The following is a 24,499-nucleotide window of genomic DNA, read 5'->3' as shown; positions in this document are numbered from 1 at the left end:
GTTTTTTACTAACATTCCGGCGTTTTCCACATGCTTATCACCACCCTGGATAAAGCTAAAAATGATATCCTTCCACCGACCAAAAAAGCCATCCGTTTTTGGATGCCTTTCAGAGAATATGGTTAAACACCTTATCTTCTCACTACCAATTCTTTGATCTTATCGGATATAAAATGGCCGAATGGCGGCTCTGTATTTGAAAGGATAACAACGGTGTAACCTGCATTTTGATACATATTCAGTTCGGTACATATGCCAGGAAAGCCGCCACTATGACCGGTGATCACTTCATTACCTAACTGTTGATATTCCTGCCCTAAGCCCCAATTGGCATTATTGAAAGTTAAAAACTGCTTTGTTGTTGCAGGAGACAACAATTTATTATCACTGATCGCTTTGGAGAAACTGTAAATGTCGTTAACAGTCGACATGCCGCCACCAGCGCCGTTGGCCGGCTCGCTATACATCATTTGTGCAGGTTTAAAAATATGCTCTCGCACATAAGTTTTGAAATCCTGCCCTGACTGCTTTTCTACTATCAAGCCCAATAGTAAAAAGCCGGTGTTGCTGTAGCGGAATTCTTTACCCGGTGGAAAATGCAATTGATCTTTCTCGATAGCAGGAATAACATCCGCTTCGGTAAATTTCTTACCGTTCATAGGATCAAAAGCCGGGTCTTCGAAAAAGTCGCCCATGCCGGAAGTATGTGTTAACAGTTGCTCGACGGTTATGCCGCGCAGAGATTTGTTTTTCAGTTGTGGTATTAACTTTCCAACACTGTCAGTGAGTGATAATTTGTGTTGATCTGCTAGTTGCAAAACGCTGATAGTTGTGAACAACTTGCCCATTGATGCCAAGTCGAATTGTTGAGCCGAGGTGTTCGGCGCCCCTGCCGGATTGGTACCGAAAGATTTGTTGTATAATATCTTGCCATCTTTAGCGATCAGTAAATTGCCTGCAAATACTTTTTGGTCTGCGAGGCCTTTGATGTATGCGTCAGCTTCTGTAAGTACTTGTTGTTGCGAGAGCAGGCCTGTTTGCAGAAAATCTGAGCTTAGGCGAATCGGGCGCATGTGATGCTCTTTATAATGTTGGTTAGCATCGGTTATCCAGTAGATCTCGAACCAGCAGCCAAAGCTTTCATTACGTGCAACAATGGTAGTTTCCGTCGGTGAGGTCGGCTTCACTTTCATAAGTTTCAGCTTTCCCGAAAATGAATATTCGCTTAGCGTTTGCTTAACGCTTTTTTCTATCAGTTTGTCATTTGGGGTTTCTGACGCATAAAATCCGCAAAACTTAAGCGTATCGCCGGTATTATACGCGTTTATGAACTGCTGAAACTTATTATTTAGCGCGGGTGATGTTGGGACTGCCTGACCGTAGCATATTATGGATAAGGCAAGAATTGTGAGTGTAAGGTTTAAACGTTTCATTAGATGTTAATTTCATCTAAGACTTCGTTCAAAAAGGTAACGTTACACAGGCTGCTATTTTCCTGTTCTTACCCAATGCTCTTCAGCAGCGTTACCATTAGGTAATATCCCTTTCAAGATCAAGGTGTCCTGGTGGAAAGTGAAGCTATATTTTAACGTTTTGCCTGTTAAAACAGCCGACTGTGCGTTGAAGGTTTCCGTTTCAAAACAGGAATCATTTTTCAGTTTGTATTTGCCCGACTGGTATTTAAACGGCTGTTTACCATCCTCGAGCACAAAGGCATCAAACTTTCCATTGTCATAACGGCGTTCCATGTTAAACTCTTCAGAGTTTGGCTCATATTTACCGTTAATTGCGCTGCCCGCATATTTGTAAGTGCCCTTAAGTGTGCTGACTTTGAAGCCGTATGCTGCAGCAGTGGCTAATGTTAGCAGAGAAAATATTCTTTTCATGATTATTCAATTACGCCCAGCTGATGCCTTTTTTTAATAGAGATAATGTCTTTTCTTCGTCGCTGCCCGGTATCGGCTTAAAATCATATATCCATTTTGCCATAGGCGGCAAACTCATCAGTATAGACTCAATCCGCCCATTAGTTTCCAAGCCAAATTTCGTACCCGCATCGTAAACCAGATTAAATTCGGCATAACGGCTGCGGCGCATGTATTGCCATTCCTGGTTTTCTGTGCTGTAGGCTTTATTGCGATTTCGGTTTACCAGTTCGGGATAGATATCTATGAAGGATCGCCCTAATGACTTAGAAAATTCAAAAATATTATCCCAACTTATATTTTCATCAGCCTTTAACCGGTCATAAAATATGCCACCTACACCACGGGTCTCATCGCGATGTTTGATAAAAAAGTAATCATCTGCCCAAGTCTTGAAGCGCGGGTAAAAACCGTCATCATATTTATCACAAACAGATTTTAGTTTACTGTGGAAAAATTGCGCATCCTGTTCAATTACATAGTGAGGGGTAAGGTCTATCCCACCGCCGAACCAGCGTATAGGCTCTGCTCCTGTGTCATCAGGCATTTCAAAATACCTGATGTTCATGTGGATAATGGGCACCATCGGATGATTGGGATGCATTACGATAGAAACGCCCGTGGCAAAGAAATCGTCGTTTTCTGTCCCGAATGCTTTTTTTATTGCCGCCGGTAATTTGCCATGAACTGCAGAAAAATTCACGCCGCCTTTTTCGATGCTATCACCGTTTTGAATTATACGGGTAAGCCCCCCACCCCCGCCTTCCCGATTCCATTCTTCGCTCGCAAATTTGGCTTTTCCATCCATTGCCTCAAGCGCGGCACAGATATCGGCCTGGATTTGTTTGTAATCTTCAGCGATTTGTTCCTTATAGATCATCGCAACAAAAGTGCAGAAATTAGCGGTACCAGCAGAATATACTTCAAGATCCTACATTAAATTGACCAACAGGATCTTCGTCACTCTCCACGTAATCCAGGTCTTTGCTAAAGCTTTCTTTTAACTGGCTAAGAGCAAATAAAGAGATGATAGTTAACGCGCCCATCATGATATAACCGCTGGTGATCATACCATAATGCACAACTAATAAGTCAAATATCGCGCTGATCGGTATCAGGGCACCTCTTACAAAATTCGGTACTGTAGTAGTCACAGTAGAGCGTATGTTAGTGCCAAACTGTTCTGAAGCAATGGTGACGAACGTAGCCCAATAACCCACAGTAAAGCCCATGAAGAAACAAATGGTTATAAACTGTGAAACGGTGATATTTTTAGTGCCGAGGTAGGTGGCCACACTGACCACAGTTAGCAACAAAAATATCATCATGGTTAGCTTACGGGATTTTGTCAACTGAGCTAACAGACCTGCGGCAATATCGCCTATAGCGATACCAATGTAAGTATACATAATTCCTGTACCAGCATCTAACAACTCTTTAGCACCGAGTGCTTTGCCAAACTCAGGCGACTGTGTAACCAATATTCCTACCACGTACCAAAGAGGTGCACCTATCAAGATACAGCACAGGTATTTATAAAACCTGCTCCAATTATTGAAAAGCATTAGCATATTACCCTTTGCCACTTTGATCTTTGCCACATTCTTATACATGCCCGATTCAAAGGTGCCTAACCTTAATGCTAATAACACGATACCTAATCCCCCACCAACAAAATAAGCTGTGCGCCAATCATGCTTGCCAACCTGTGCAGCCGCGACCGCTCCAAACAGCCCTATTACCGCAACTACCATGGTGCCGTAGCCGCGTTTTTCTTTGCTAAGCGTTTCACTTACTAATGTTATCCCTGCACCCAGCTCCCCGGCCAGGCCTATACCTGCAATAACACGAATAATAGCATACCTCGTGATATCGTGAACTAAACCATTTGCAAAATTCGCTAAGGAATAAAGCAATATTGAGCCGAACAATACTTTTACTCTGCCGAATTTATCGCCGATAATTCCCCAAACAATGCCGCCAACCAGTAATCCGGCCATCTGCATGTTTAAAACAAAGGCCCCGGTTGTACGCATTTCGGCAGCCGGCACGCCTATGTCCGCAAGGCTTTTCAATCTTATCACCGAGAAAACGACCAAGTCATAAATATCTACGAAATAGCCAAGGGCTGCTACCAGTACAAGAAAGACTACATTCTTAGTTAGCTGTTGATCGTTTTGGGGCATTAGTTAATTAATTGGTGGCCTAATGTAGTAAATCTGCCGTATGATGAAAACCCGTCGCACAAAAAAACCCTCGCTATTGCGAAGGTTCAATTTCTTTATGTGCAAGTGTTAATTTAAACTTTTTTAACGTTTACCGCTTGAAGGCCTTTTCTGCCTTCTTCAACGTCATACTCAACATTGTCATTGTCTTTAATTGCGTTAACACCACCTTGTACATCTTTAAAGTGCACAAAAAGGTCTTTGCCCTCTTCTGTAATAATAAAGCCGAAGCCTTTTTGTGTGTTAAACCATTTTACTTTTCCGGTTGCCATAATTTTAAATACGTGTTAAAAATTTAGATTTAGTATAGAGTAATTTCTTAGCCAAACTGAAAAACAATGGTAACCATTATCAGAAAGCAGATGATATTAAGCCCCTTTTTCAAATATATAAAATTGTAATTGATAAAATCAAAATTTATTAAGGCTTGAAATAAAAAAACATGTTGCCTGCCAACGAGTTAGGAAACCTAACCCGCCTAACAAATATTATAAATATCAAAAGTTTAAACACAGATAATAACTACCTGCCAAGCCTAAAAAAACTTTTGCCGAACAAATAGTGATAAGGCTTGTTCGGCATTTATGCCAAGACACGTATACCAGACGGGCATTATAGGTAATTGCAGCTACTTAGCCCACGTTAATAAAAACACCAATATCGACTGGCTTTGCTGGCCACGGTTCGACAGCACTTTCATCTTCGGCACCATGCTGGATAAGGTTAAAGGCGGCGAATTTTCTATCCGCCCTACCGGCGACTTCCAATCTGAGCAATATTACCTGGACAATACCAATATACTTATTACTGATGTTACGCTGGCAAATGGTGGCGGAAAGTATCGTATAACCGATTTCGCTCCACGCTTTCACGAGCATCAACGCTACTACAAGCCGTTGATGCTGGTACGAAAAATTGAAGCCATTGAAGGGTCGCCTAGGGTTACTGTAAAATGCCGGCCGATGTCTGACTATGGTGAAACCGAACTAACGGTCAATCGTGGCAGCAACCATATCCAATATTTAGGTGGTGATGAACGCATACGCTTAACTACAAACATTCCCATAAGTTATGTATTTGATGAGCACGCGTTTGTCCTTAACGAATGTAAATACCTGGTACTAACTTATGGTGAACCATTGGAAGCACCGCTCACCAGCACAATGGAACGTTTCCTTAGCGAAACTACCCGCTACTGGCGCACCTGGATCAAGCACTCTAACATAGCAGGGTTTTACCAACCCTATGTTATTCGTAGCGCGCTGGCTTTAAAGATCCATCAATATGAAGACACTGGGGCTATAATAGCAGCGAGTACTACCAGTTTACCGGAATTTCCGGGCAGTACACGTAATTGGGATTACCGCTATTGCTGGCTGCGAGATACCTATTATGTGATTACCTCTTTAAACCACATAGGCCATTTCGAGGAGATGGAGAAGTATTTCTCTTACATCACAGACATTTCTTTTTCTGATGACGAACGTTATCAACCGCTTTATGGCATAACCGGTAAAAAAGATCTGGAAGAGAAAATTGTGCCGCTCGAGGGTTATGAAGGTGAAATGCCGGTGCGTATCGGTAATCAGGCATCAGAACACGTACAGAACGATATCTACGGACAGGTGTTGGTGTCAGTCCTCCCGCTTTATACAGACCACCGCTTCATATTTGCTGAGCGAAAAGATTCTGATAAATGGATTTCTTACCTGTTAGACAAGATCGAGCATACCATAGATGAGAAAGATGCGGGGATTTGGGAATTTAGAAACATGGCGCACGTGCATGCCTATAGTAACCTATTTCAATGGGCTGGTGCCAACGCGGCAGAAAAAATGGCGCGTACAATAAACAACCAACCATTGGTTGAACGGGCAATTTCTTTGAAAGAACGCGCGGCGGCACATATAGAAAGTTGCTACGATCCCGAACGTAAATGCTATACTGCTGCCGCGGGCGGAACTTATTTAGACGCCAGTACCTTGCAGTTGATCATGATGAATTATCTTGACCCTTCGAGCCAGCGGGCTAAGGATCATTTAATTGCATTAGAGAATGAGCTTAAGACTCCTAAAGGATTATTTTACAGGTATTTACATGCAGATGATTTTGGTAAACCGCACACAACCTTTCTTATCTGCGCATTTTGGTATGTAGAGGCTTTAGCTTGTGTAGGCCGCCTGGATGATGCCATAAAAGAGTTTGAAAATTTACTGCCGTATTGTAACGATCTGAAATTATTTAGCGAGGACGTTGACGAAGCAGACGGTAGTATGTGGGGTAACTTCCCGCAAGCGTATAGCCATGTAGGTTTGATGAATGCTGCCTATCGTATAGCTATGAAACTGGATAGGCCAATATTTTTATAAGGTTACTCCTGCTTAGCGTTAAACAGCAATTTGGCTTTGACCAATTGCTTTACTAATTCATCCGGTATGGGTTTATCAGGCGTAAAATGTACGCCGCTTTTAGTTTGGCTATAACCAGCAAGTTCTGTTTTAAAATTGGCCAACAAGCTGCCGCTAAAAGGAAAATATGTGCAATGCTTAGAAAAAAACCCAAAACCACCAACAGCTTTGCCATCTACTTTGAAGGTTGGAATCTGGTAAGTAATTGATTCATCTGCGCCCGGCACGGTTTCTCTTATCACCTGGCAAATATTCTTAAGCGCGTCCTGAAATTGCAATGGCGCATTAGCGGTATATTGATCTATAACTGTTTGCTGTGACATAAAGGTGTCGTTTAGTGTGGTTCGAAAATATAGATTTATATTAGTGCGTTAATATATGCGCGAATGAAACTATTGCTAACCTTGTTCTTCTTATCCCCATTATGGTTAAAGGCCGAAGACCTGCCACTTTATAAAGCTACAAATGGTGTCACTTACCACGTGGGCGATACATTGAAGTTAGGCCGTGGCTCTGCAGATGATGGCACATTTCATTATATTAACGCAGGCGGCATTGTGGCCTGGCAATTCATTGATCCCCGCCGAAACAGGAAGCAATTAAACGCGCCGCGTACTTACGCCAGCAACAATGCAATCATTAAAAAGATAAAAGTATCGCACGGCGGACCCGATGCTAACCGCGTAACTTTTGTTGTTGATCTGCAGGCGCCAACAAACTTTAACGTTTACATAGAAGACGCCATAGGTACCTGCGAGGTTGTTCCCTGTTCTAAAACAGCCGCCCTAACTTCTGAAAGCGACAAGCTCGATCAAATTAAAAAGCTTAAAGCATTACTTGACTCCGGCGCGATAACTAAAGAGGAATACGAAGCAGAAAAGAAAAAGCTGCTTAATTAACTATTTTAGCCTCACGTATTTTTCAATTATGCTTCTGTCAGCAGCTTCCTGGCCTTGCTGAATAAGCGTGTCGCCTTTTAAGCTTACGGTAAAATTATAAGTAGTATGCTCGTACTTTTTGTCGCCGTAAAAATCGAGATGCTCAGTATACTTGTCCCCTTTTAACTCGTATTTGCCGCCGCCGGCATCAAACTTGTTGGTAGAATCTGGAGTAGCTGTAGTTGGGTGTTTCAAAAATGCGAAATGATCGTCGTTAAGGATCTTGATCATTTCCTGGTTTTTAGTGTAATCAGTTACAACAGGCACGCCTTTGGTTATTACACTGCCGGTAATTAAGCGCCAAGACCCTGTAAGGTCGAGGCCTTTTTCTGGCGTTTCTTTGGTGTTGTTTTGGCAAGACGCAAGCGCAGCCGCAGCCGCAAATAATAAAGCAATTGATTTCATTATAATTTTAGGTTTGCCTAAAGCTACAATAAATCTGTGATTACTAATAACTTAAAACTAAACGCTTTCTTTTTCGGCATTGTAACCAAATAGCTCGTGGTCCTTAATCCGCGCTGCAACTTCGGGCGGCACATAATCTTCCCAACCAGGCTGGTTCTTTTTTATCATCTCAAGAACACGGTCCGTTTGTACTTGCAGGTTGTTTTTATTATAAGTAGTGATGTCTTCTATCTTATTATTTGCAATTAAATATTGATACAGGTCGATCAATTCAGGCGATAATGCCAACTTTTCAGAATTCAATATTACCCCTTTGCGCAAGGTCGGATATATAAATAGTTTCACCTTACGGCTGAAGAGTGTAGCAAATGATTCTAAAATACCGCCCGGCAGATCGCGGTAATGATCTTCAGAGAAAATGTACTCCAAGTTAGGATAGCCCAGTACCACACCCATTTTAAGTTTGGTGATCTTTGACAGGTAGGAAACCAGCTTATAATACTCATGAAAATTAGAGATCATAACCGTTTGCCCTAAAGAGCAAAGAATGTCTACCCTATCCAGAAAATCCTTTTCATCTATCTCGGCGCTGGAGTCGGCATCACGCTCTTTTAGTGATTGCAAAGTCAACTCTGTAAGTACAACGACTTTAGCGGGATCAACATCAGGCTCTTCTAAAAACTGCTGCAAACCAGTATTCAGCATTTCCATGTGAACGTTGATCAAGGGGCGAAAACGGCCGCGAACAACAACGATATGCTTTTTATAAAGTACTTCTGACGGCTGCAGATTTTTACCATCAGGACCAAAAACGGCCGCGTCAGAGAAACCATATTTCACCAGGTGAAGGCTCATCAAACGGTTATCTACTTTTGCAAATCCAGGGCCTTCAAAACGCACCATATCTATCTGGATACGGTCTTTAGTAAGATTATCCATCAGCGACAGCAAAAATACCGGCGGGATCTGATTGTAGTAAAAACACGCGTACAACAAGTTTACACCCAAGATACCCACGGCCTGCTGCTGCAACACGTTATCATTGTCCAGAAGTTTAACGTGCAGAACCACATCGTGAAAAGGACCGTTTGGTTCCATTTGGAAACGTACCCCCATCCAACCATGGCCCTCATTGGTTTTATAGTAATTAAGGGCTGAGAATGTTCCCGAAAAAGCGAAAAAAGTGGTATTCTCTCCTCTTTGGGTGGACAAACGCTCTATCAATAAACTATACTCGTGGTCAAGCATAGACATCAGCCTATGCTCGCTTACATAACGTTTTACTTGTTGGGTGCCGTAAATGGCATCAGAGAAAGTCATGTCATAAGCAGACATGGTTTTGGCTATAGTGCCTGCAGCGGCGCCGGCTTTAAAGAAATTAGCAGCCACATCCTGTCCTGCACCTATCTCTGCAAAAGACCCATATATCTTTGGATCGAGATTAATGGCAAGTGCCTTTTGTTTAGTAGCAATTTCTTTGTTGTGAATGCCTTCCATAAAAATTAGTTAGCGCATGTACGGGTAGATACTGCAAAGATACAAAAAACAGCCTCTTGCGCTATTTCTACGCACGTTAAAATGGCAACATTTACAAATGCTGTCTGTTTGTTTTTGGATAATCATTAATAGCACTTGGTTCAAAAAGGTGTAACATTAATGTTGCAACATCTTTTTCTTAAAAGGCAATCCAGTATTTGGACATCCACGTATATCTGATATAAAAAGCACAGTTTTTTATTATAAATTGTGCCTTAGTATTGATTGGCCTTTTCCCTAACTAATGTAAACTATGAAGGAAGATCTACGTTTGCTTGCTGTACAACAATTTGCAGCATACGATCTTCAGGACGACCCCGAATTGCAGCAGCTAGTTTTCATGGCTGCTGAGATCTGCAAAGTACCCATTGCAGCGGTAAACCTTATTGAAGGCGATAACCAATTGGTTAAGGTTAAAATAGGGCTTAACATTGATATCCTCCCCCGCAAGATTTCGTTCTCTACTCACGCTATGGACCAGAATGGTATCATGATAGTGCCTGATCTTCTTAAAGACGGACGCTTTGCAGATAATCCGCTCGTAAAAAATGGCCCGAAGATACGGTTCTACGCAGGCGTGCCACTTATTTCGCGCGAGGGGTTTCGCCTGGGCACTTTTTGTGTTGGCGACCGTAAGCCCAATACGCTTAATGAGCATCAGCAAATGATGCTTACCATGCTGGCCAAGCAAGCCGTAAACGTGATGGAGTTGAAGTTTAGCAATGATCAGTTAAAACGTAACGCGCGTGAATTGCATGAGCAAAAACTGAAAAACGCGGAGGCGGAAATACGATTAAGATCTTTCTTTGAGAATTCGGCCAACTTTCATGTACTGCTTGGCAAAAAGGGCGAAGTAATTGATTACAACAAAACGGCGTATAACTTTATCCGTAACACTCATAGCGTTAAGTTGGAGCGCGGCCATCTGTTGTTGCAATATCTGGCCGAAGACTTTAAAGAGGTTTTCCTGAGAAATTATGAACTGGCATTATTGGGTGTACGATCTGTTGAAGAAGGCAGCACCAATTATGGCGATAAAGGAGGTTTGATTTATTGGGAGGCTGTATTTGAGCCCGCGCGCGACAACGACGATAAAATTGTGGGCATATCTTACCTCATAACTAACACAACCAAGCGTAAGCTTTACGAAGAGAAGATTTTGCAGCAGAACCAGTCTCTGTTAAAGATCGCCCACATACAGTCGCATGAGATACGTGGCCCGCTTACCTCGATCATCGGGATGATGAACGTAATTAAAATGGAGGCCCACACCTTACCTCAAGAGTATATCACGTTGCTGGATGATGCAGTAAACCGTCTTGACCAAAAGATCCATGAAATTTTGGATAAGGTGAGTAAGATCGGCGTAGAGGAAGACATTTTAAATGTGTAGGTTTTAAGGTGAAACAATAATTGGTTAAATAAACCTGTTTATACAGCGGCCTCCATCTCCTGCTGAATAATGATGCAAGACATAGTTTCATCCATCAAGGCAAATTCACGCAAGCCCCAAGGTTGGTCTTTGATAATATTCAGATTGGGATGTAAGATCTCGGGGTGATTGGTTATGATTTCGTCATAATAGCTGTCGATATCATCTGTAGCAATGCGTATTTCTGGGCGGTTGCCACGAGCAAGGTCATTATTTTCAACTAGATGGATGGTGGTCTCATCCCTTTTTACTACACAAAAATTGTCTTCAAGATACATTATCTTAAAACCCAAGCCAAGGGTAAAGAAGCGTATAGCAACATTCAGATCTTTATAAAAGATAGTAGGAATAACTGATAGTAAACTCATGACGATTTACAGCCCTTCGCGATCTAGCAGAGATTTCACGATGTTGTCATTTGCAGGATCGCTCGACGGGCCGTAACCATTAACAAGAATGCCTTTTGTTTTTCCGTCGAGTGCCGATATAGCATATACTACGGCCTCGTCTTCGGGATCAGATTCACCTTCAAAACGATAGTGCTTATCAATTATGTATTCTGTGGGAGACAGCTGCGCGCCTTTATTGAAGTCTTCGGTATACCCTTCGGCGCGTAACTTGTTTATAATTTCAGATAATGTGGTCATCGATTCCATAATGTTCGGCCGGGGTCAGTTACTTCGTAAATCAAATATACTCAGGTTTTCAAAAATCACGCCATCAAAATGCTTTTAGCAGACACAAAAGCATTTAAAACTTTTAAGAATGGCGTTTTAACAAATAAGAATTAGAATTGCAATTACTTTTGCAACGATTGCGTGTTTTAAAGCAAATGCACATATGATGATCAATTATTTTGAGTTTTATAATATTCCGGAGTCTTTTAACCCCGATGAAGTTGCTTTAAAAAAGCAATTTTATGGCCTAAGCAAAGAATATCATCCCGATTTTTTTGCGAATGAAGGCGATGAAAAGCAGCAAGAGATCTTAGAGCTATCTACCATTAATAACAAGGCTTACCAAACATTATCTGACCCAACAAAACGGCTGGCTTACATTTTAACATCACATGGGTTGCTTGATGAAGGTTCAAAACCGCAATTGCCCGGCGACTTTCTAATGGAGATGATGGACATTAATGAGCGACTTATGGAAGCAGACGATGAGGATGAAATTGGAAGGATAGGTGCCGAGGTTGCCGAAATTGGAGAAGGCCTGCAACAGCAATTAAATTGCTACACAGGAGATTACGAAACACTTGATGATACAGCCCGCGAAGACCGTTTAAATAAGATTGCTGATATTTATTACCGCCAAAAATATTTGTTGCGGATTAAGGAGACTTTAAATACATTTGCAGCCCGGTAATTATTACCGTAAGCCCAGCTGGCGGTCCCGATAACTATCGGGATGGCAGACGCTGAGGAAAACAAATGCCCAGCTGGCGGAATTGGTAGACGCGCTGGTCTCAAACACCTGTGGGAAACCGTGCCGGTTCGACTCCGGCGCTGGGTACAGCTAAAGCCTTGATAGAAATATCAGGGCTTTTTTATTTTTGAGTTATGGCAAAGCCTAGTTTATCTAAAGCCATTTGGGAAACCGTGCCGGTTCGTCCCGATTTAAATTGGGACCAGCGCTGGGTACAGCGAAAACCTTGACAGAAATAATAGGGCTTTTTTATTGCAGAATGTTTGCGATCTGTCAGTTTCAATCGACATTAAAACCTCACTCTTTTTTATATTTTTGTGCTGATAAATGGATATATCTGTTGTAGTACCGCTGCTTAACGAAGCCGAATCTTTGCCTGAACTTACAGAATGGATTGCAAGAGTTATGGCTCAGCATAGTTTTTCTTACGAGGTGCTTTTAATCGACGATGGCAGCACCGATGAATCATGGAACGTTATCAATCAGCTTAATCAGGGTAATCCCGCGATACATGGCATCAAGTTCCGTCGTAATTATGGTAAGTCGGCTGCCCTGAATACAGGTTTCGAAGCTGCTCAAGGCAATGTAATAATTACTATGGACGCCGACCTGCAGGATAGCCCCGATGAAATACCCGAATTGTACCGCCGAATAACAGTTGAGAAATTCGACCTGGTATCCGGCTGGAAGGCTAAACGTTATGATCCGCTTAGCAAGACTATTCCTACAAAGTTGTTTAATGCCGCCACGCGTAAAATGTCGGGGATAAATAACCTGCATGATTTTAATTGCGGTCTAAAAGCTTACCGCAAAGCGGTTGTGAAGAACATCGAGGTTTACGGCGAAATGCACCGCTACATACCTGTACTGGCTAAATGGGCGGGTTTTAGCAAGATTGATGAGCAAATTGTTGAACATCGTGCACGTAAGTACGGTTCTACAAAGTTTGGCATGAGCCGTTTCGTCAATGGTTTCCTTGATCTCCTTTCCATATTTTTTGTTGGCAAATTCGGTAAACGGCCGATGCATTTTTTTGGTTCCCTGGGCGTACTAAGCTTTCTTACGGGTATCATTATGGCTATATGGATCATCGTAGAAAAACAAGTTGACATAGCCAACCACCAGAAATACCGCGATGCTACAGACCATCCCCTATTTTACATCGGCCTGGTAGCAATATTGTTGGGCGCACAATTATTTCTAAGCGGCTTCATTGCAGAATTAGTTTCCCGCAGCGCTGTAGACCGAAATAAATACCAAATTGAGGAGACTATCTAGATTTCGGATTTCGAATTTTCAATTTCGGATTTTGCTTTAAAATGGACAAGGTCGAATTAAAAAGAAGAACTCAACTATTTGCCGTGCATGCGATAAGGTTTATTGAAAGCTTACCGCAAACAACAACTATTAGAAGATTAGCAAATCAGCTTTTGAGAAGTTCGTCTTCAGTTGGTGCAAATTATAGGTCTGCTTGCCGGGGCAAATCGACAGCTGATTTTATTAATAAGATCGTAATCGTCGAAGAAGAAGCGGATGAGTCGGTTTACTGGTTGGAATTAATGGAAGAGGCCGGCTTAGTAGACAAACCAGAATTGCTGATTCAAAAAAAAAGAGGCTAACGAACTAACTGCTATATTTACCGCAATAGGAAAAACTGCTAAGCAAAATCGAAATTCAAAATAATTCCGAAATTGAAAGTTCGAAATCCGAAATCCAATAAATTGTTCTACTCCATCATCATTCCGCTTTACAACCGCCCGCAAGAGATCAAAGAATTGCTGGAGACTTTGGTGCTCCAGACGTACCGGAATTTCGAGGTATTGGTTATAGAAGATGGGTCTGTTAATGATGCTGCTGATGTTGTTGCCTTGTTTCAGGACAAACTAAACCTGCGATATTTTACCAAACCAAATACAGGTCAGGGTTTTTCGCGAAATTTTGGGTTTGAACAAGCAAAAGGTGATTACTTCATCATTTTCGATTCAGATTGCCTGATACCGGCCGATTATTTAGAAATAGTTAATAACCGTTTGCAAACAGATTGGCTGGATGCTTACGGCGGCCCTGATGATTCGCACCCCTCCTTCACCCCTACCCAAAAAGCCATTAGCTATGCCATGACGTCGCCTTTCACCACAGGCGGCATCAGGGGGAACAAAAAAGGAATCGGTCAGTTTCATCCGCGTAGCTTTAACATGGGCTTGTCGCGGCAGGTTTGGGAAAAGGCCGGCGGCTTTATCATTACCCGCTTGGGTGAGGACATCGAATTAAGTATCCGCATCCACTCGATAGGATTCAAAATAGGTTTGATACCCGAGGCAAAAGTATTTCATAAACGCCGTACCAGCTTTTACCAATTTTACAAACAGTTACATTTTTTTGGACGGGCACGAATCAACATTTTTAAATTCTTCCCAACCGGCGGATTAAAGGCAGTACACTTTTTCCCCGCAGCGTTTACGCTGTTCATGCTTTTCTGGCTGATAAGCAACGCGTTCACCTCGCCTATAGCTTTCCTGTGCAATATATTGTTAGTAACCTTTTTATTGTTGATATTTTTTGATGCATGGGTTAAAAACAAATCGTTTAAAGTTGCAATTTTGAGTGTACCGGCTGCCCTTATCCAGCTTGTTGCCTACGGGCTTGGCTTTATGCAGGATTTCTGGAAACGCGTAATTTTAAAAAACTCATAGTCAAGCATGTATCACCCTTTTTCCATAGCAGAGACCATTAAATCGGCTTGGAATGTTTTCAAGAAAAATTATATCTCTCTAATTATTTACTCGGTGCTATCTGTAGCTATCGGTACAGCGGTAAAGTTTGCAGTGACATTATTTTTTGTATCAGACAACTTTTACAGTCAGATCATTTTTGGCTTACTGATGCTGCTTTTTCAATCCTTTCTGGTATTGAGTTTTTATAAACTCATATTAACACTTATAGACCGGGAGTTTTATGAATTCAGCTTCAGCGATATTCTGCCATCTTTAAGGATGGTAGGCAACCTTGTATTGATCGCCATTGGCTATGGATTTTTAATCGGGACGTTATCATTCATAAACTTCAGGCTTGCAGACCATGACCAAATCTTTTACGTCTTAGATAAGATCGAAATGGTTGGCATAGGTTATCTATTGGTAAGGTCTATATTCTGTCTGTGCTTTATAGTAGATGATGACTCGGGCGCAAGCGAATCCTTAAAACAAAGCTTTAGGGTTACGCGCGGCAATTTTTTTAAGATAGTTGCATTGATCATCATTGTTATTGCAACTGTTTTTTTATTACTGCTAATAATTGCCGGGATTATTACGCTACTCGTGGACGAGGATAGTTCTATGCGCAGTTTTGCTATATATGCTGCCGTAATTTGCTGGTTCGCTATCTCCTTCCCCATTGTTCAGGTGATGATAATGGTTACTTACCGCAAACTGGTTTACAGTCACCTTGATGTAGACGACGACGTTTCCGAAACTGTTTAGTTATGGGTTTTAAAGCCTTCGCAGCCAAGATATTTGCCGGTATTGTACAAAAGCAAATAAACAAAAATCGCTTTAACGCCCTCAAACTTCAAGACACCACGCTAAAACACCTGGTCAAAAATGCGGCTGAAACAAGGTTCGGTAAAGAGCATAATTTTGCGCTGATAAAATCTTACGAAGATTTTAAGATCAACGTCCCTGTAAGTGATTACGAGGATCTGCGGCCGTACATAGACAAGATCACTGCCGGAGAGGAGGACGTTCTTTGGCCCGGGAAGCCCGCTTACCTGGCGAAAACATCGGGTACAACATCTGGTGTGAAATATATCCCAATATCTAAAGAAAGCATGCCGCAGCATATACGGGCAGCCCGTAACGCCTTGCTCAATTATGCTTATGAAACCGGGAAGACAGATGTATTTGACGGGAAAATGATCTTCTTACAAGGCAGCCCCGAAATGTATGAAACGGCAGGTATCCCTACAGGGCGCCTTTCCGGAATTGTAGCCCATCATGTTCCGGCGTACTTGCAAGCCAACCGCCTCCCCTCTTTTGAAACCAATTGCATCGACGATTGGGAACAGAAGGTTGATGCTATTGTTGATGAAACCATTAACGCCGATATGCGCCTCATATCCGGGATCCCGCCATGGTGTCAAATGTATTTCGACAGGTTATCTGCCAAAACCAGTGGAAAAAAAATAAAAGACATCTTCCCTAACTTCAAACTATTCGTTTATGGCGGCGTCAATTACGAACCGTATCGCGCGCGGATAGAAGAAAGCATTGGCTTCGCGATAGACAGTATAGAAACTTATCCGACTTCTGAAGGGTTCATCGCTTATCAGAATTCTCAAAAAGATAGAGGGTTGCTTCTGCTTTGTGACGCAGGAATATTTTATGAGTTTATCCCGAGCGAAGAATTCTTTAATGACAACCCAACGCGGATAAGTCTAAAAGACATCGAACTAAATAAAAACTACGCTGTGATCCTGAATACAACTGCCGGGTTATGGGGCTATAGTTTAGGCGACACCATTAAGTTTCTGTCCAAAGATCCATATCTCATCCAGGTAACAGGCCGCATAAAGCATTATATATCAGCCTTTGGTGAGCATGTAATTGGAGAAGAAGTTGAACAATCTTTAATGGCCGTAGCCAATAAGTACAATATTGATATAGTTGAATTTACGGTTGCCCCGCAAGTAAATCCCACAGCAGGCGAACTGCCTTATCACGAGTGGTTTATAGAATTTGGCAACCAACTAATGGACCTGAAGCAATTTGCTGCTGAAGTTGACGTTATCCTTCAGCAAAAAAATATTTACTACAAGGACTTGATTACCGGTAACATTTTGCAGCCTTTGATAGTCAAACCACTGAAGAAAAACGCATTTGTAGACTATATGCGCTCTGCCGGTAAACTTGGCGGGCAAAACAAGGTCGCGCGTCTATCAAACGACAGAAAGATAGCCGACGAGCTAACCAAGTTTGTAATAAATTAATAACTTTAAACCCTTAAGGCCGATAAGATTTGTGTTGCGGTCTGGTACAGATAAGTGATAAATACCTCCAAGCATATTGCCATTTTAGGCTCCACCGGCAGCATCGGTACTCAGGCCCTGCAGGTAATTAGCCAAAACAGCCAACTCTTTAAGGTACATACCCTAACAGCGCAAAACAACGCGGAGCTGCTTATAAAACAATGCCTGGAATTTCAACCTAAGTATGCTGTCATCTGCAATGAAAGTAAGTATGGTGAAGTCCAAACAGCATTGGCGGGCACCGTAACTAAGGTGTTAAGCGGCTATGAAAGTGTAAAGCAAGTAGTTACCGACGCGGATATTGATATTGTTATTACTGCAATGGTGGGCTTTGCCGGGCTTGAGCCTACCATAGATGCCATTAAAGCCGGTAAAGACATTGCCCTTGCCAATAAAGAGACCCTGGTAGTTGCAGGAGAATTAATCACCGCATTAGCTGCGAAACATAAGGTACGTTTGCTGCCCGTTGATTCCGAGCATTCGGCAATTTTTCAATGCCTTGTTGGTGAAGAAAATAATGAGATAGAGAAGCTGATCATTACCGCCTCCGGGGGGCCATTCTACGGCAAAACCGCAGAATTTTTATTGGACGTAACCCCCGAGTCAGCCTTGAAGCATCCTAACTGGGTGATGGGTGCTAAAATAACCATCGACTCTGCTTCGTTAATGAACAAAGGTTTAGAGGTGATAGAGGCCAAATGGCTGTTTGATTTAGATCTGTCGCAGATCGATGTAGTGGTACATCCACAATCTATCATACATTCAATGGTTCAATTTAGAGACGGATCCATAAAAGCACAAATGGGTCTACCGGATATGAAATTGCCGATCCAGTACGCGTTAACTTATCCAAACCGGGTAAAAAACGCTTTTAAGCGATTTGACTTTACCGAGTACCCCACTTTAACTTTCGATAAGCCCGATACAGCAACATTTAGAAATCTTGATATCGCTTATAAAGCATTAGGTAAAGGCGGCAACGCGCCTTGTGTCATAAATGCCGCTAATGAGATAGCAGTAGAGGGGTTCTTGAAACATAAAACAGGATTTTTGGCTATGAGCGATATCATCGAAACCTGCATGGAAAGGATAGAATTTATAGCCGATCCTAATCTGGACGACTATTTGAATACTGATAAACAAACACGCATCTTTGCGCGCGAACTACTGCAAAAAATGCCCAAGGCATTAACACATTGAACAATTAAAGAATGAGTATAGTGATTATGGTGGGCCAGTTGATACTGGGCCTTTCAATTTTGGTGATCCTGCATGAGCTTGGGCACTTTTTAGCGGCCCGTGCATTCGGGATCAAAGTAGAGAAGTTTTATTTATTCTTTGATGCCTGGAATTTCAGGCTTTTTAAATTTAATTATAAAGGTGTGGAATATGGAATTGGCTGGCTGCCCCTTGGTGGTTATGTAAAAATTGCCGGTATGATAGACGAGTCTATGGATACCGAACAAATGGCCGGCGAACCGCAACCCTGGGAATTTCGCTCTAAACCAGCCTGGCAACGCTTGATAGTAATGTTGGGCGGTGTTACTGTCAACATCATTTTAGGCGTGCTTATCTTCTGGATGCTGACTCTAAAATATGGCGAAACTTATATTCCGAATAATAGCCTTAAATACGGTATTGTTCCGGGTAAGATCGGTCGTGAGATAGGATTGAAAGCCGGAGACAAGGTTACTGCCATAAATGGTAAACCTGTGAGGCGCTTTGAGGATCTGATGAGTTCTAAAGTGCTGATGGGCAATACAACACTTTCTGTTCAAAGAGGTGCTAAGGACACTACTGTGGTTGTACCGGCGAATATATTAAACGAGGTTTCTGATCTTGGGCTTGCCGAATTTATTGCACCTGTGCCGCGTAGCAAATTTGCTATCGATTCTGTTGTTGCCAAAAGCTATGCAGCTACCGCCGGCCTTCAAAAAGGTGATAGCATAAAGTTAGTTGGCACTGTGCCTGTAACATTTGCTGACGAGCTGAAGGAACAAATGCTTAGGTACGCTAACAAGACGGTTAAACTGACCGTTAAGCGTAATGGCAGCCTTTTGCCGATTACTTCCCAGGTTAATAAGGAAGGATCCCTTGGCTTCGCAGATGGCAGCTGGGGTATTAAACTTACTCAGGACGAACCCGGCCTACAGACGGTAAAATATGGCTTCCTTGGCTCTCTTCCGGTTGGCGCGTCAAAAGCATGGGGGTCATTTGCAGATAATGCTAAAGGTTTAGGCAAAGTATTCAAAGGTGAGGTTAAAGCAAATAAAGCATTCACCGGCCCTGTGGGCATTGCTACGTTATTCGGCAGTCATATAGACTGGACACGCTTTTGGAGCATTGTTGGCTTGCTATCGATGGCTTTAGCATTGATGAATCTACTGCCGATACCGGCACTTGACGGTGGCCATGCGTTATTTTTATTAATTGAAATGATCAAAGGCAAACCATTAAGTGATAAGTTTTTGGAACGAGCCCAAATAGTTGGTTTTGTAGTATTGATCACGTTAATGGTCTTTGTTTTCGGAAATGATATCATTAAACACATAGGTAAGTAAAACCACTAAGTCGACACTTATAAAAGGCCATCCATTTACCGGATGGCCTTTTTCATATCATAATTTTACACGTAATGCCGCAGTTGGGTAAATCTGTACGCTGTTTGCGGCTACGTTTACATGATAATAAACGTTAATTTTTGAGCCGATGCTTAGATGCTTGGAAACATTCAACCATATCTGCGGCTCAGCAAAAAAATAAAAGCGTTTTCCTGTTAATTCAATGGTAGCCTCATCGCCATGATTGTTATTTTCGGTCCATAGAGAAAAATCGCCGGAGACTTCTGCCCTATAATTAAACAGGCCGCGATAAAAATACATTGTATACAATAAATCCTTACTGGGCAATACGTATGACACGTACCTGAAGTTTAATACACTTGTCAAAAAGGCCTGCCCTATTTTATAATGGTAACTAGCCCCCGCCAAATAAGTGTTTGATATGAAGTAGCTGTACTGTTTTGGCGTTGTTACGCCTAAACCGCCACTGTATTGCAGATTTAAATATAAATCGGAGGGGCGCTGCCAAAATCGCACCTCTTGCGATATCTGTGTATAATACTTCCCGAGATTTGTCTGGTCTCCACTTAGATCAGCTTGAGCTTTAAACAGAAACGGTCCTCGTTTAATGAAAAGGTTTCCCGTATCGGGGGTCTGATAATATTCGAAATATATCGACGGAAAATTCTTGGGATTGTTACTTGGGTCGAGCGTATGTCTCACATCATAGTAAAATTGGAGGGACTGTGAGCGGGCGGAAAGTTTAATGGCAATGAGCAAAACTGCAAACAAATATTTCATGGTTCCAAAGTTGCAGTATGCGTCAAATCTAAAGCGGAATAGCGCCGGAAACGTTTAGAATTGTAGCGGAAATTTGGCTGACAATACACATAAGTTTATATTAGTATTAATGCCAGCAACGGACGATTCCGCTTTTGTAGCACTTTATAGAGCTGCATACCAAAAGTGTTTTAAAAACCTCTTGACGCACTCTATTACCGAGGCAGAAGCCAGGCATTTTAGCTCTAAGATATTTGCTGCCACCGGACTTACCATTGGCGCCAAAAGCTTAAAAAATTATTCGATATATATAACAAGCGATTTTGAATCGAAAGCAGAGCGGCCTTCAACGGCCACACTAGACACTTTAGCCCGTTATGTTTTAAATGCGCCTTATACAAATGAGGTGTTTCGAAAAGATAACGAAGGGCATTTCCCTTATTGGTTTCAATACCGCAATGAACATGCAACACACGCTTCTGAGGCCGAGGTTGTACGCAGACCCGGAAGAAGCAAGCCAGTTTTCTATCTATGCCTTGCGGTGTGTGTTATTACGGCAGTTTACCTGGTAGTTTTCCGGCACGCATCATTGTCTGTTAAAGAAAATTTTGCAAACGTTAGTAACAATTACTTGAAAAGGCATGGTTGGGTTTTACACAATGAAGATAAAGCAGAATGGCAAGAACGTGATATTAATCCCGGCTTGTTAACCCTGTACACATTAACAGGAGACAATTGGGCTGATTCGACACACCAGCCAGGTATAAAAAATTTGTTGATCAGAGAAGTGAAGAACGATTGTTTCGAAACGGAAATTCAATTGCAGGACTTTATTCCCCAAGCACGATGGCAACAAGCAGGACTTCTCCTAATGGAAGATAGTGTTATAACCACTAAGACATTACGCTTGTCTTTAGCGTATAATAATTTTTTTGGCGGCTATGTGCATCCTGCTGAAATTATTGTGCAAGCTATTGTGTCAAACCCTAATGATGTTACTAAGCCCGAGGAAATTGCACACGTCGCCATAGCTAATTTTGAAAATATCGACATAAACATCATTAAAAAGAATCTCAGCAACTCGGCTTTGAAAATAATTAAAAAAGGAAACCGATATCGGTTTCTATTCGCGTCAGGTAGGTATCAAAATTTCGCATACAGAGAAGTGCTGAGCAAAGAATTGGATATTCACCCTAAATTCATTGCGTTATTTGCTTTACAAGGTTTTGGGCAAGGGTCGAACATAGTGCCGGTCAAAGTAAAATCCTTTAGGCTTAACCCTATCCCCTGCAACTAATATTTCCGACTTACGCAGTTCGGTCGCGCTCAATTTTTACGTATTGTGGAGGGTCTTTCTTAAACATAGCCGCGAAAATTATAGCTGCTACAAATAACATGATCAGAATAATTGGCAAACCCGCGGCGTCTTGAAACGCCGTTGTGGTATCAGTAGCGGCTATCTTTTTGTTAATGATCACAGTGCTTTTCTGAATAGAATCTTGAGAGATATGCTCTGCTTGCAGGCGTTTCACGTTAGCATTTACAATCGCGTCTTTAGTTTTGGTCGCCATGTTTTTTTCGATCAAACGTGCGAATACCAAATCGCGACCAACATAATTGATCGCGTAAGCAACAACAGCTAAAAAGAAGATAGCAGTAGCCGCTTGTTTAAATGACCAATAGCCACCAATCTTTGTTCGCAAACTTACAATGAAAGACGCTGTGGTGGCGATGTAAAGGATAAATAGCAATACATTTAACCCCACCGTTATAAACCAAAACGGCAGGGACATCGCCGTTATCACATAGTAAGATAAAACGTTGATGAAAAGTATAATTGCGCCGACAAAGACACCCTGATAAGCGCCCTGTTTGCGTAATTCAGCGTCTGTAAGCGCCATTATTTAAATGCTGTTAAAATGCTGTACACCGATGAATCGAATGCAGGCTCCGCAGACGAATCGATAAACGCTTGTTTTGATTCCGTGCCGCCCTGCAGATTTTTGAAAAAGTACATTACAGGGTAAAACAGTTCTGCTAGTTCGGAGTCTTTAGGTAAAGTCTGCGCTATGCGCTGAATTTCTGATTCAGAACTTTCTATCAGGATCTGATTAGCGATAATTGGTTCATAAATATTGTATTCATCCTGAAACTCATCTTCGTCAACCAATAAAAATTCTTTAAGGAAGTCTTCAAGCGAAGGTTCAATATCTTCGTCGCGGCATTCGTTAAGGTATAAAAGGACGTTTAAAAGCTCCGTACCACGATCGATAGTTTGCTCTTCAATACTTTCCCATTCAGCTGTTTCAAGGTAGTCTTCTTCAAGTTTCTTTACGTCTTCGCTAAAGAAATTAATCATCAGCAAGTCGAAAAACACTTCACGAAGCGGCTCTAATTGCGGCATGTCATCAAACACTGCGTCTAATGCATCTACCTTACTTAGAAAGTCGGCATCACTGCCAAAAACTTCATCGAAACGCGGATGGGCAGTAGCCTCTACAGGTTCATATTCATTAAAGCCTTTTAGCGCGGCCACTATAGCGGCATGAACTTTTGGATCGATCATTTGCTTGTGTTTTTAAATTGTTGATTGTTATTTATAGTTAACAACACTTTACCGTTTAACGTTTGCCCGATATATGGCGAATTTTCCGATTTCGAAAAATTAGTGGTTTTAGCATAGTCCCAGGAAATATTGGGATCAACAAGTACGAAATTCGCCTTCGCTCCTACCTCTAATTTAACCGGCCCTAATCCTAAAATTTTGCGAGGGTTAACAGATAGCTTCTCTGCAATCAGTTCCGGCGTTAGTCCGGCCTTTAAAGCCAGCGAGAACGCGGTTTGCAATCCAATGATACCAAAACTAGCTATCTCGAATTCAACATCTTTATATTCAACTTCGTGCGGCGTGTGCTGGGACACAATAGCGTCTATTGTGCCGTCATTTAATCCGTCTATCAAAGCATCAACATCTTGCCTGGTACGTAACGGCGGTTTAACTTTATAGAGGCTATCGAATGAGTTTAGCTCATTATCGGTGACCACTAAATGATGCGCGGCCACATCGCAGGTTACTTTGATGCCATTCTTCTTCGCTTCGCGGATAAGTTGCACAGACCGCTTGGTAGATATTGTTGAAAAATGCACCGGCGAGTTCGTATACTCTGCAAGGTACAGATCACGCGCAACCATTAGTTCTTCTGCTAAGGCGGGTATACCCTTCATCCCTAATTGTGTGCTTACTTCTCCTTCATTTACCTGCGCTTTACCGGCAATGGCTGTATCTTCGGGATACGAAAATATCAAAGCGTTAAAGCCTTTGGTATATAGCATGGCGCGTTCCATAAGGCCCGCATCCTGCACCGGTCTGTTACCGTCTGTAAACGCAATAGCGCCACTGCGATACATATCATAAAGCTCTGCCATATCCTTGCCCTCTCTTTTATTAGAAATGGTTCCTAATGGCAACACATCAACCAGATTACCCTTCGATTTATTGACCAGGTACTCCACCTCTGCTTTAGAATGTACGGGCGACTGTGTGTTTGGCATCAGGGCTAAGCCGGTGAAACCTCCTGCAGCAGCTGCCGATGTACCGGTTTGAAGATCTTCTTTGGTTTCATTGCCTAGCTCGCCAATGTTACAATTGAGGTCAAAAAAGCCAGGCATCAGCATAGAACCTGCAGCATCGAAACTTTCATAATCAGCAGAAATATCCTTTTCAATACTAGTGATTATGCCGTCTTCGATTAAAATATCGGAAACCTGATTATGGTAAGGTGAATTTGGATAGATGATTTTAGCAGATCTGATAAGCAAATTCATGTATGCCTGATAA

Annotated in this window: 26 protein-coding genes and 1 tRNA gene; 13 read left to right on the top strand and 14 right to left on the bottom strand. The window is 42.1% G+C overall.

The window, feature by feature from the left end; genetic code table 11:
• Window positions 1–131: 131 nt before the first annotated feature.
• The 5 genes from GO620_RS06420 to GO620_RS06400 form a co-directional block, all read right to left on the bottom strand.
• Complete coding sequence (locus GO620_RS06420; protein WP_157523653.1) at window positions 132–1,433, bottom strand: serine hydrolase domain-containing protein; 1,302 nt, start codon at window positions 1,431–1,433, stop codon at window positions 132–134.
• A 54-nt stretch (window positions 1,434–1,487) separates the two neighbouring features.
• Window positions 1,488–1,886 carry a hypothetical protein gene (locus tag GO620_RS06415; protein ID WP_157523652.1) on the bottom strand — a complete coding sequence of 133 codons (399 nt, stop codon included), beginning with the start codon at window positions 1,884–1,886 and terminating at the stop codon, window positions 1,488–1,490.
• Between the two features lie 10 nt (window positions 1,887–1,896).
• Entirely contained in the window at window positions 1,897–2,805 is a 909-nt protein-coding gene (gene hemF, locus GO620_RS06410; RefSeq protein ID WP_157523651.1) for an oxygen-dependent coproporphyrinogen oxidase, read from the bottom strand.
• Between the two features lie 43 nt (window positions 2,806–2,848).
• Window positions 2,849–4,111 (bottom strand): MFS transporter, encoded by a 1,263-nt coding sequence (locus GO620_RS06405; RefSeq protein WP_157523650.1) that lies wholly within the window; start codon window positions 4,109–4,111, stop codon window positions 2,849–2,851.
• A 113-nt stretch (window positions 4,112–4,224) separates the two neighbouring features.
• Window positions 4,225–4,422, bottom strand: a complete 198-nt coding sequence (locus GO620_RS06400; RefSeq protein ID WP_157523649.1) for a cold-shock protein — start codon at window positions 4,420–4,422, stop codon at window positions 4,225–4,227.
• 312 nt (window positions 4,423–4,734) lie between these two features.
• On the opposite strand from GO620_RS06400, the gene GO620_RS06395 reads away from it, so the two are divergent.
• Window positions 4,735–6,519, top strand: coding sequence for a glycoside hydrolase family 15 protein (locus tag GO620_RS06395; protein ID WP_157523648.1), 1,785 nt, complete (start codon window positions 4,735–4,737; stop codon window positions 6,517–6,519).
• A gap of 2 nt (window positions 6,520–6,521) precedes the next feature.
• Here GO620_RS06395 and GO620_RS06390 read toward each other — a convergent pair whose 3' ends face one another.
• Complete coding sequence (locus GO620_RS06390; protein WP_157523647.1) at window positions 6,522–6,881, bottom strand: iron chaperone; 360 nt, start codon at window positions 6,879–6,881, stop codon at window positions 6,522–6,524.
• A gap of 63 nt (window positions 6,882–6,944) precedes the next feature.
• Here GO620_RS06390 and GO620_RS06385 point away from each other — a divergent pair, with 63 nt between their 5' ends.
• A complete protein-coding gene (locus tag GO620_RS06385) occupies window positions 6,945–7,457 on the top strand; it encodes an SHOCT domain-containing protein (protein WP_157523646.1) in 513 nt (170 codons plus the stop codon).
• On the opposite strand, the gene GO620_RS06380 is transcribed toward GO620_RS06385, so the two are convergent.
• Entirely contained in the window at window positions 7,458–7,901 is a 444-nt protein-coding gene (locus GO620_RS06380; RefSeq protein WP_157523645.1) for a hypothetical protein, read from the bottom strand.
• Window positions 7,902–7,958: 57 nt separating this feature from the next.
• Entirely contained in the window at window positions 7,959–9,398 is a 1,440-nt protein-coding gene (locus GO620_RS06375) for a TonB-dependent receptor (RefSeq protein WP_157523644.1), read from the bottom strand.
• Between the two features lie 292 nt (window positions 9,399–9,690).
• On the opposite strand from GO620_RS06375, the gene GO620_RS06370 reads away from it, so the two are divergent.
• Window positions 9,691–10,830: a GAF domain-containing protein gene (locus tag GO620_RS06370; protein WP_157523643.1), complete on the top strand. Its 1,140-nt coding sequence runs from the start codon at window positions 9,691–9,693 to the stop codon at window positions 10,828–10,830.
• 38 nt (window positions 10,831–10,868) lie between these two features.
• Here the strand turns inward: GO620_RS06370 and GO620_RS06365 are convergent, their stop codons facing one another.
• Both GO620_RS06365 and GO620_RS06360 read right to left on the bottom strand, forming a co-directional pair.
• Window positions 10,869–11,237 (bottom strand): VOC family protein, encoded by a 369-nt coding sequence (locus tag GO620_RS06365; RefSeq protein ID WP_157523642.1) that lies wholly within the window; start codon window positions 11,235–11,237, stop codon window positions 10,869–10,871.
• A 6-nt stretch (window positions 11,238–11,243) separates the two neighbouring features.
• Entirely contained in the window at window positions 11,244–11,516 is a 273-nt protein-coding gene (locus GO620_RS06360; RefSeq protein WP_244139471.1) for a phosphoribosylpyrophosphate synthetase, read from the bottom strand.
• A 193-nt stretch (window positions 11,517–11,709) separates the two neighbouring features.
• On the opposite strand from GO620_RS06360, the gene hscB reads away from it, so the two are divergent.
• From hscB to rseP, 9 genes are all read left to right on the top strand, one after another.
• On the top strand, window positions 11,710–12,237 hold the full coding sequence (hscB, locus tag GO620_RS06355; protein ID WP_157523640.1) for a Fe-S protein assembly co-chaperone HscB: 528 nt from the start codon (window positions 11,710–11,712) through the stop codon (window positions 12,235–12,237).
• A 67-nt stretch (window positions 12,238–12,304) separates the two neighbouring features.
• Window positions 12,305–12,384 (top strand) — tRNA-Leu (locus tag GO620_RS06350).
• A gap of 240 nt (window positions 12,385–12,624) precedes the next feature.
• Window positions 12,625–13,575: a glycosyltransferase family 2 protein gene (locus tag GO620_RS06345; protein ID WP_157523639.1), complete on the top strand. Its 951-nt coding sequence runs from the start codon at window positions 12,625–12,627 to the stop codon at window positions 13,573–13,575.
• A gap of 41 nt (window positions 13,576–13,616) precedes the next feature.
• On the top strand, window positions 13,617–13,916 hold the full coding sequence (locus GO620_RS06340) for a four helix bundle protein (RefSeq protein ID WP_198173513.1): 300 nt from the start codon (window positions 13,617–13,619) through the stop codon (window positions 13,914–13,916).
• A 102-nt stretch (window positions 13,917–14,018) separates the two neighbouring features.
• On the top strand, window positions 14,019–14,990 hold the full coding sequence (locus GO620_RS06335; protein ID WP_157524318.1) for a glycosyltransferase: 972 nt from the start codon (window positions 14,019–14,021) through the stop codon (window positions 14,988–14,990).
• Between the two features lie 6 nt (window positions 14,991–14,996).
• Complete coding sequence (locus GO620_RS06330; RefSeq protein WP_157523638.1) at window positions 14,997–15,776, top strand: glycerophosphoryl diester phosphodiesterase membrane domain-containing protein; 780 nt, start codon at window positions 14,997–14,999, stop codon at window positions 15,774–15,776.
• A gap of 2 nt (window positions 15,777–15,778) precedes the next feature.
• The gene (locus tag GO620_RS06325) at window positions 15,779–17,281 is read left to right on the top strand and encodes a GH3 auxin-responsive promoter family protein (protein ID WP_157523637.1); all 1,503 of its coding nucleotides are present in this window, start codon (window positions 15,779–15,781) and stop codon (window positions 17,279–17,281) included.
• A 54-nt stretch (window positions 17,282–17,335) separates the two neighbouring features.
• On the top strand, window positions 17,336–18,520 hold the full coding sequence (locus GO620_RS06320) for a 1-deoxy-D-xylulose-5-phosphate reductoisomerase (protein WP_200230757.1): 1,185 nt from the start codon (window positions 17,336–17,338) through the stop codon (window positions 18,518–18,520).
• Window positions 18,521–18,531: 11 nt separating this feature from the next.
• Window positions 18,532–19,881 (top strand): RIP metalloprotease RseP, encoded by a 1,350-nt coding sequence (rseP, locus tag GO620_RS06315; RefSeq protein ID WP_157523636.1) that lies wholly within the window; start codon window positions 18,532–18,534, stop codon window positions 19,879–19,881.
• Window positions 19,882–19,938: 57 nt separating this feature from the next.
• Here the strand turns inward: rseP and GO620_RS06310 are convergent, their stop codons facing one another.
• Complete coding sequence (locus tag GO620_RS06310; RefSeq protein WP_157523635.1) at window positions 19,939–20,682, bottom strand: DUF5020 family protein; 744 nt, start codon at window positions 20,680–20,682, stop codon at window positions 19,939–19,941.
• A gap of 181 nt (window positions 20,683–20,863) precedes the next feature.
• On the opposite strand from GO620_RS06310, the gene GO620_RS06305 reads away from it, so the two are divergent.
• Window positions 20,864–21,958, top strand: coding sequence for a hypothetical protein (locus tag GO620_RS06305; RefSeq protein ID WP_157523634.1), 1,095 nt, complete (start codon window positions 20,864–20,866; stop codon window positions 21,956–21,958).
• A 10-nt stretch (window positions 21,959–21,968) separates the two neighbouring features.
• On the opposite strand, the gene GO620_RS06300 is transcribed toward GO620_RS06305, so the two are convergent.
• The 3 genes from GO620_RS06300 to GO620_RS06290 are packed head-to-tail and all read right to left on the bottom strand — an operon-like array spanning window position 21,969 to window position 24,486.
• Window positions 21,969–22,562: a DUF4199 family protein gene (locus GO620_RS06300; protein WP_157523633.1), complete on the bottom strand. Its 594-nt coding sequence runs from the start codon at window positions 22,560–22,562 to the stop codon at window positions 21,969–21,971.
• Window positions 22,562–23,224 carry a hypothetical protein gene (locus GO620_RS06295; protein WP_394368556.1) on the bottom strand — a complete coding sequence of 221 codons (663 nt, stop codon included), beginning with the start codon at window positions 23,222–23,224 and terminating at the stop codon, window positions 22,562–22,564. Before GO620_RS06295 ends, GO620_RS06300 begins: the two co-directional genes overlap by 1 nt.
• Window positions 23,224–24,486 carry a dihydroorotase gene (locus GO620_RS06290; protein ID WP_157523631.1) on the bottom strand — a complete coding sequence of 421 codons (1,263 nt, stop codon included), beginning with the start codon at window positions 24,484–24,486 and terminating at the stop codon, window positions 23,224–23,226. Before GO620_RS06290 ends, GO620_RS06295 begins: the two co-directional genes overlap by 1 nt.
• Window positions 24,487–24,499 lie beyond the last annotated feature (13 nt).

The sequence above is a fragment of the Mucilaginibacter ginkgonis genome (assembly GCF_009754905.2).
In the GTDB taxonomy this organism is placed as follows: domain Bacteria; phylum Bacteroidota; class Bacteroidia; order Sphingobacteriales; family Sphingobacteriaceae; genus Mucilaginibacter; species Mucilaginibacter ginkgonis.
This window is presented reverse-complemented; position numbering and strand designations above follow the sequence as displayed.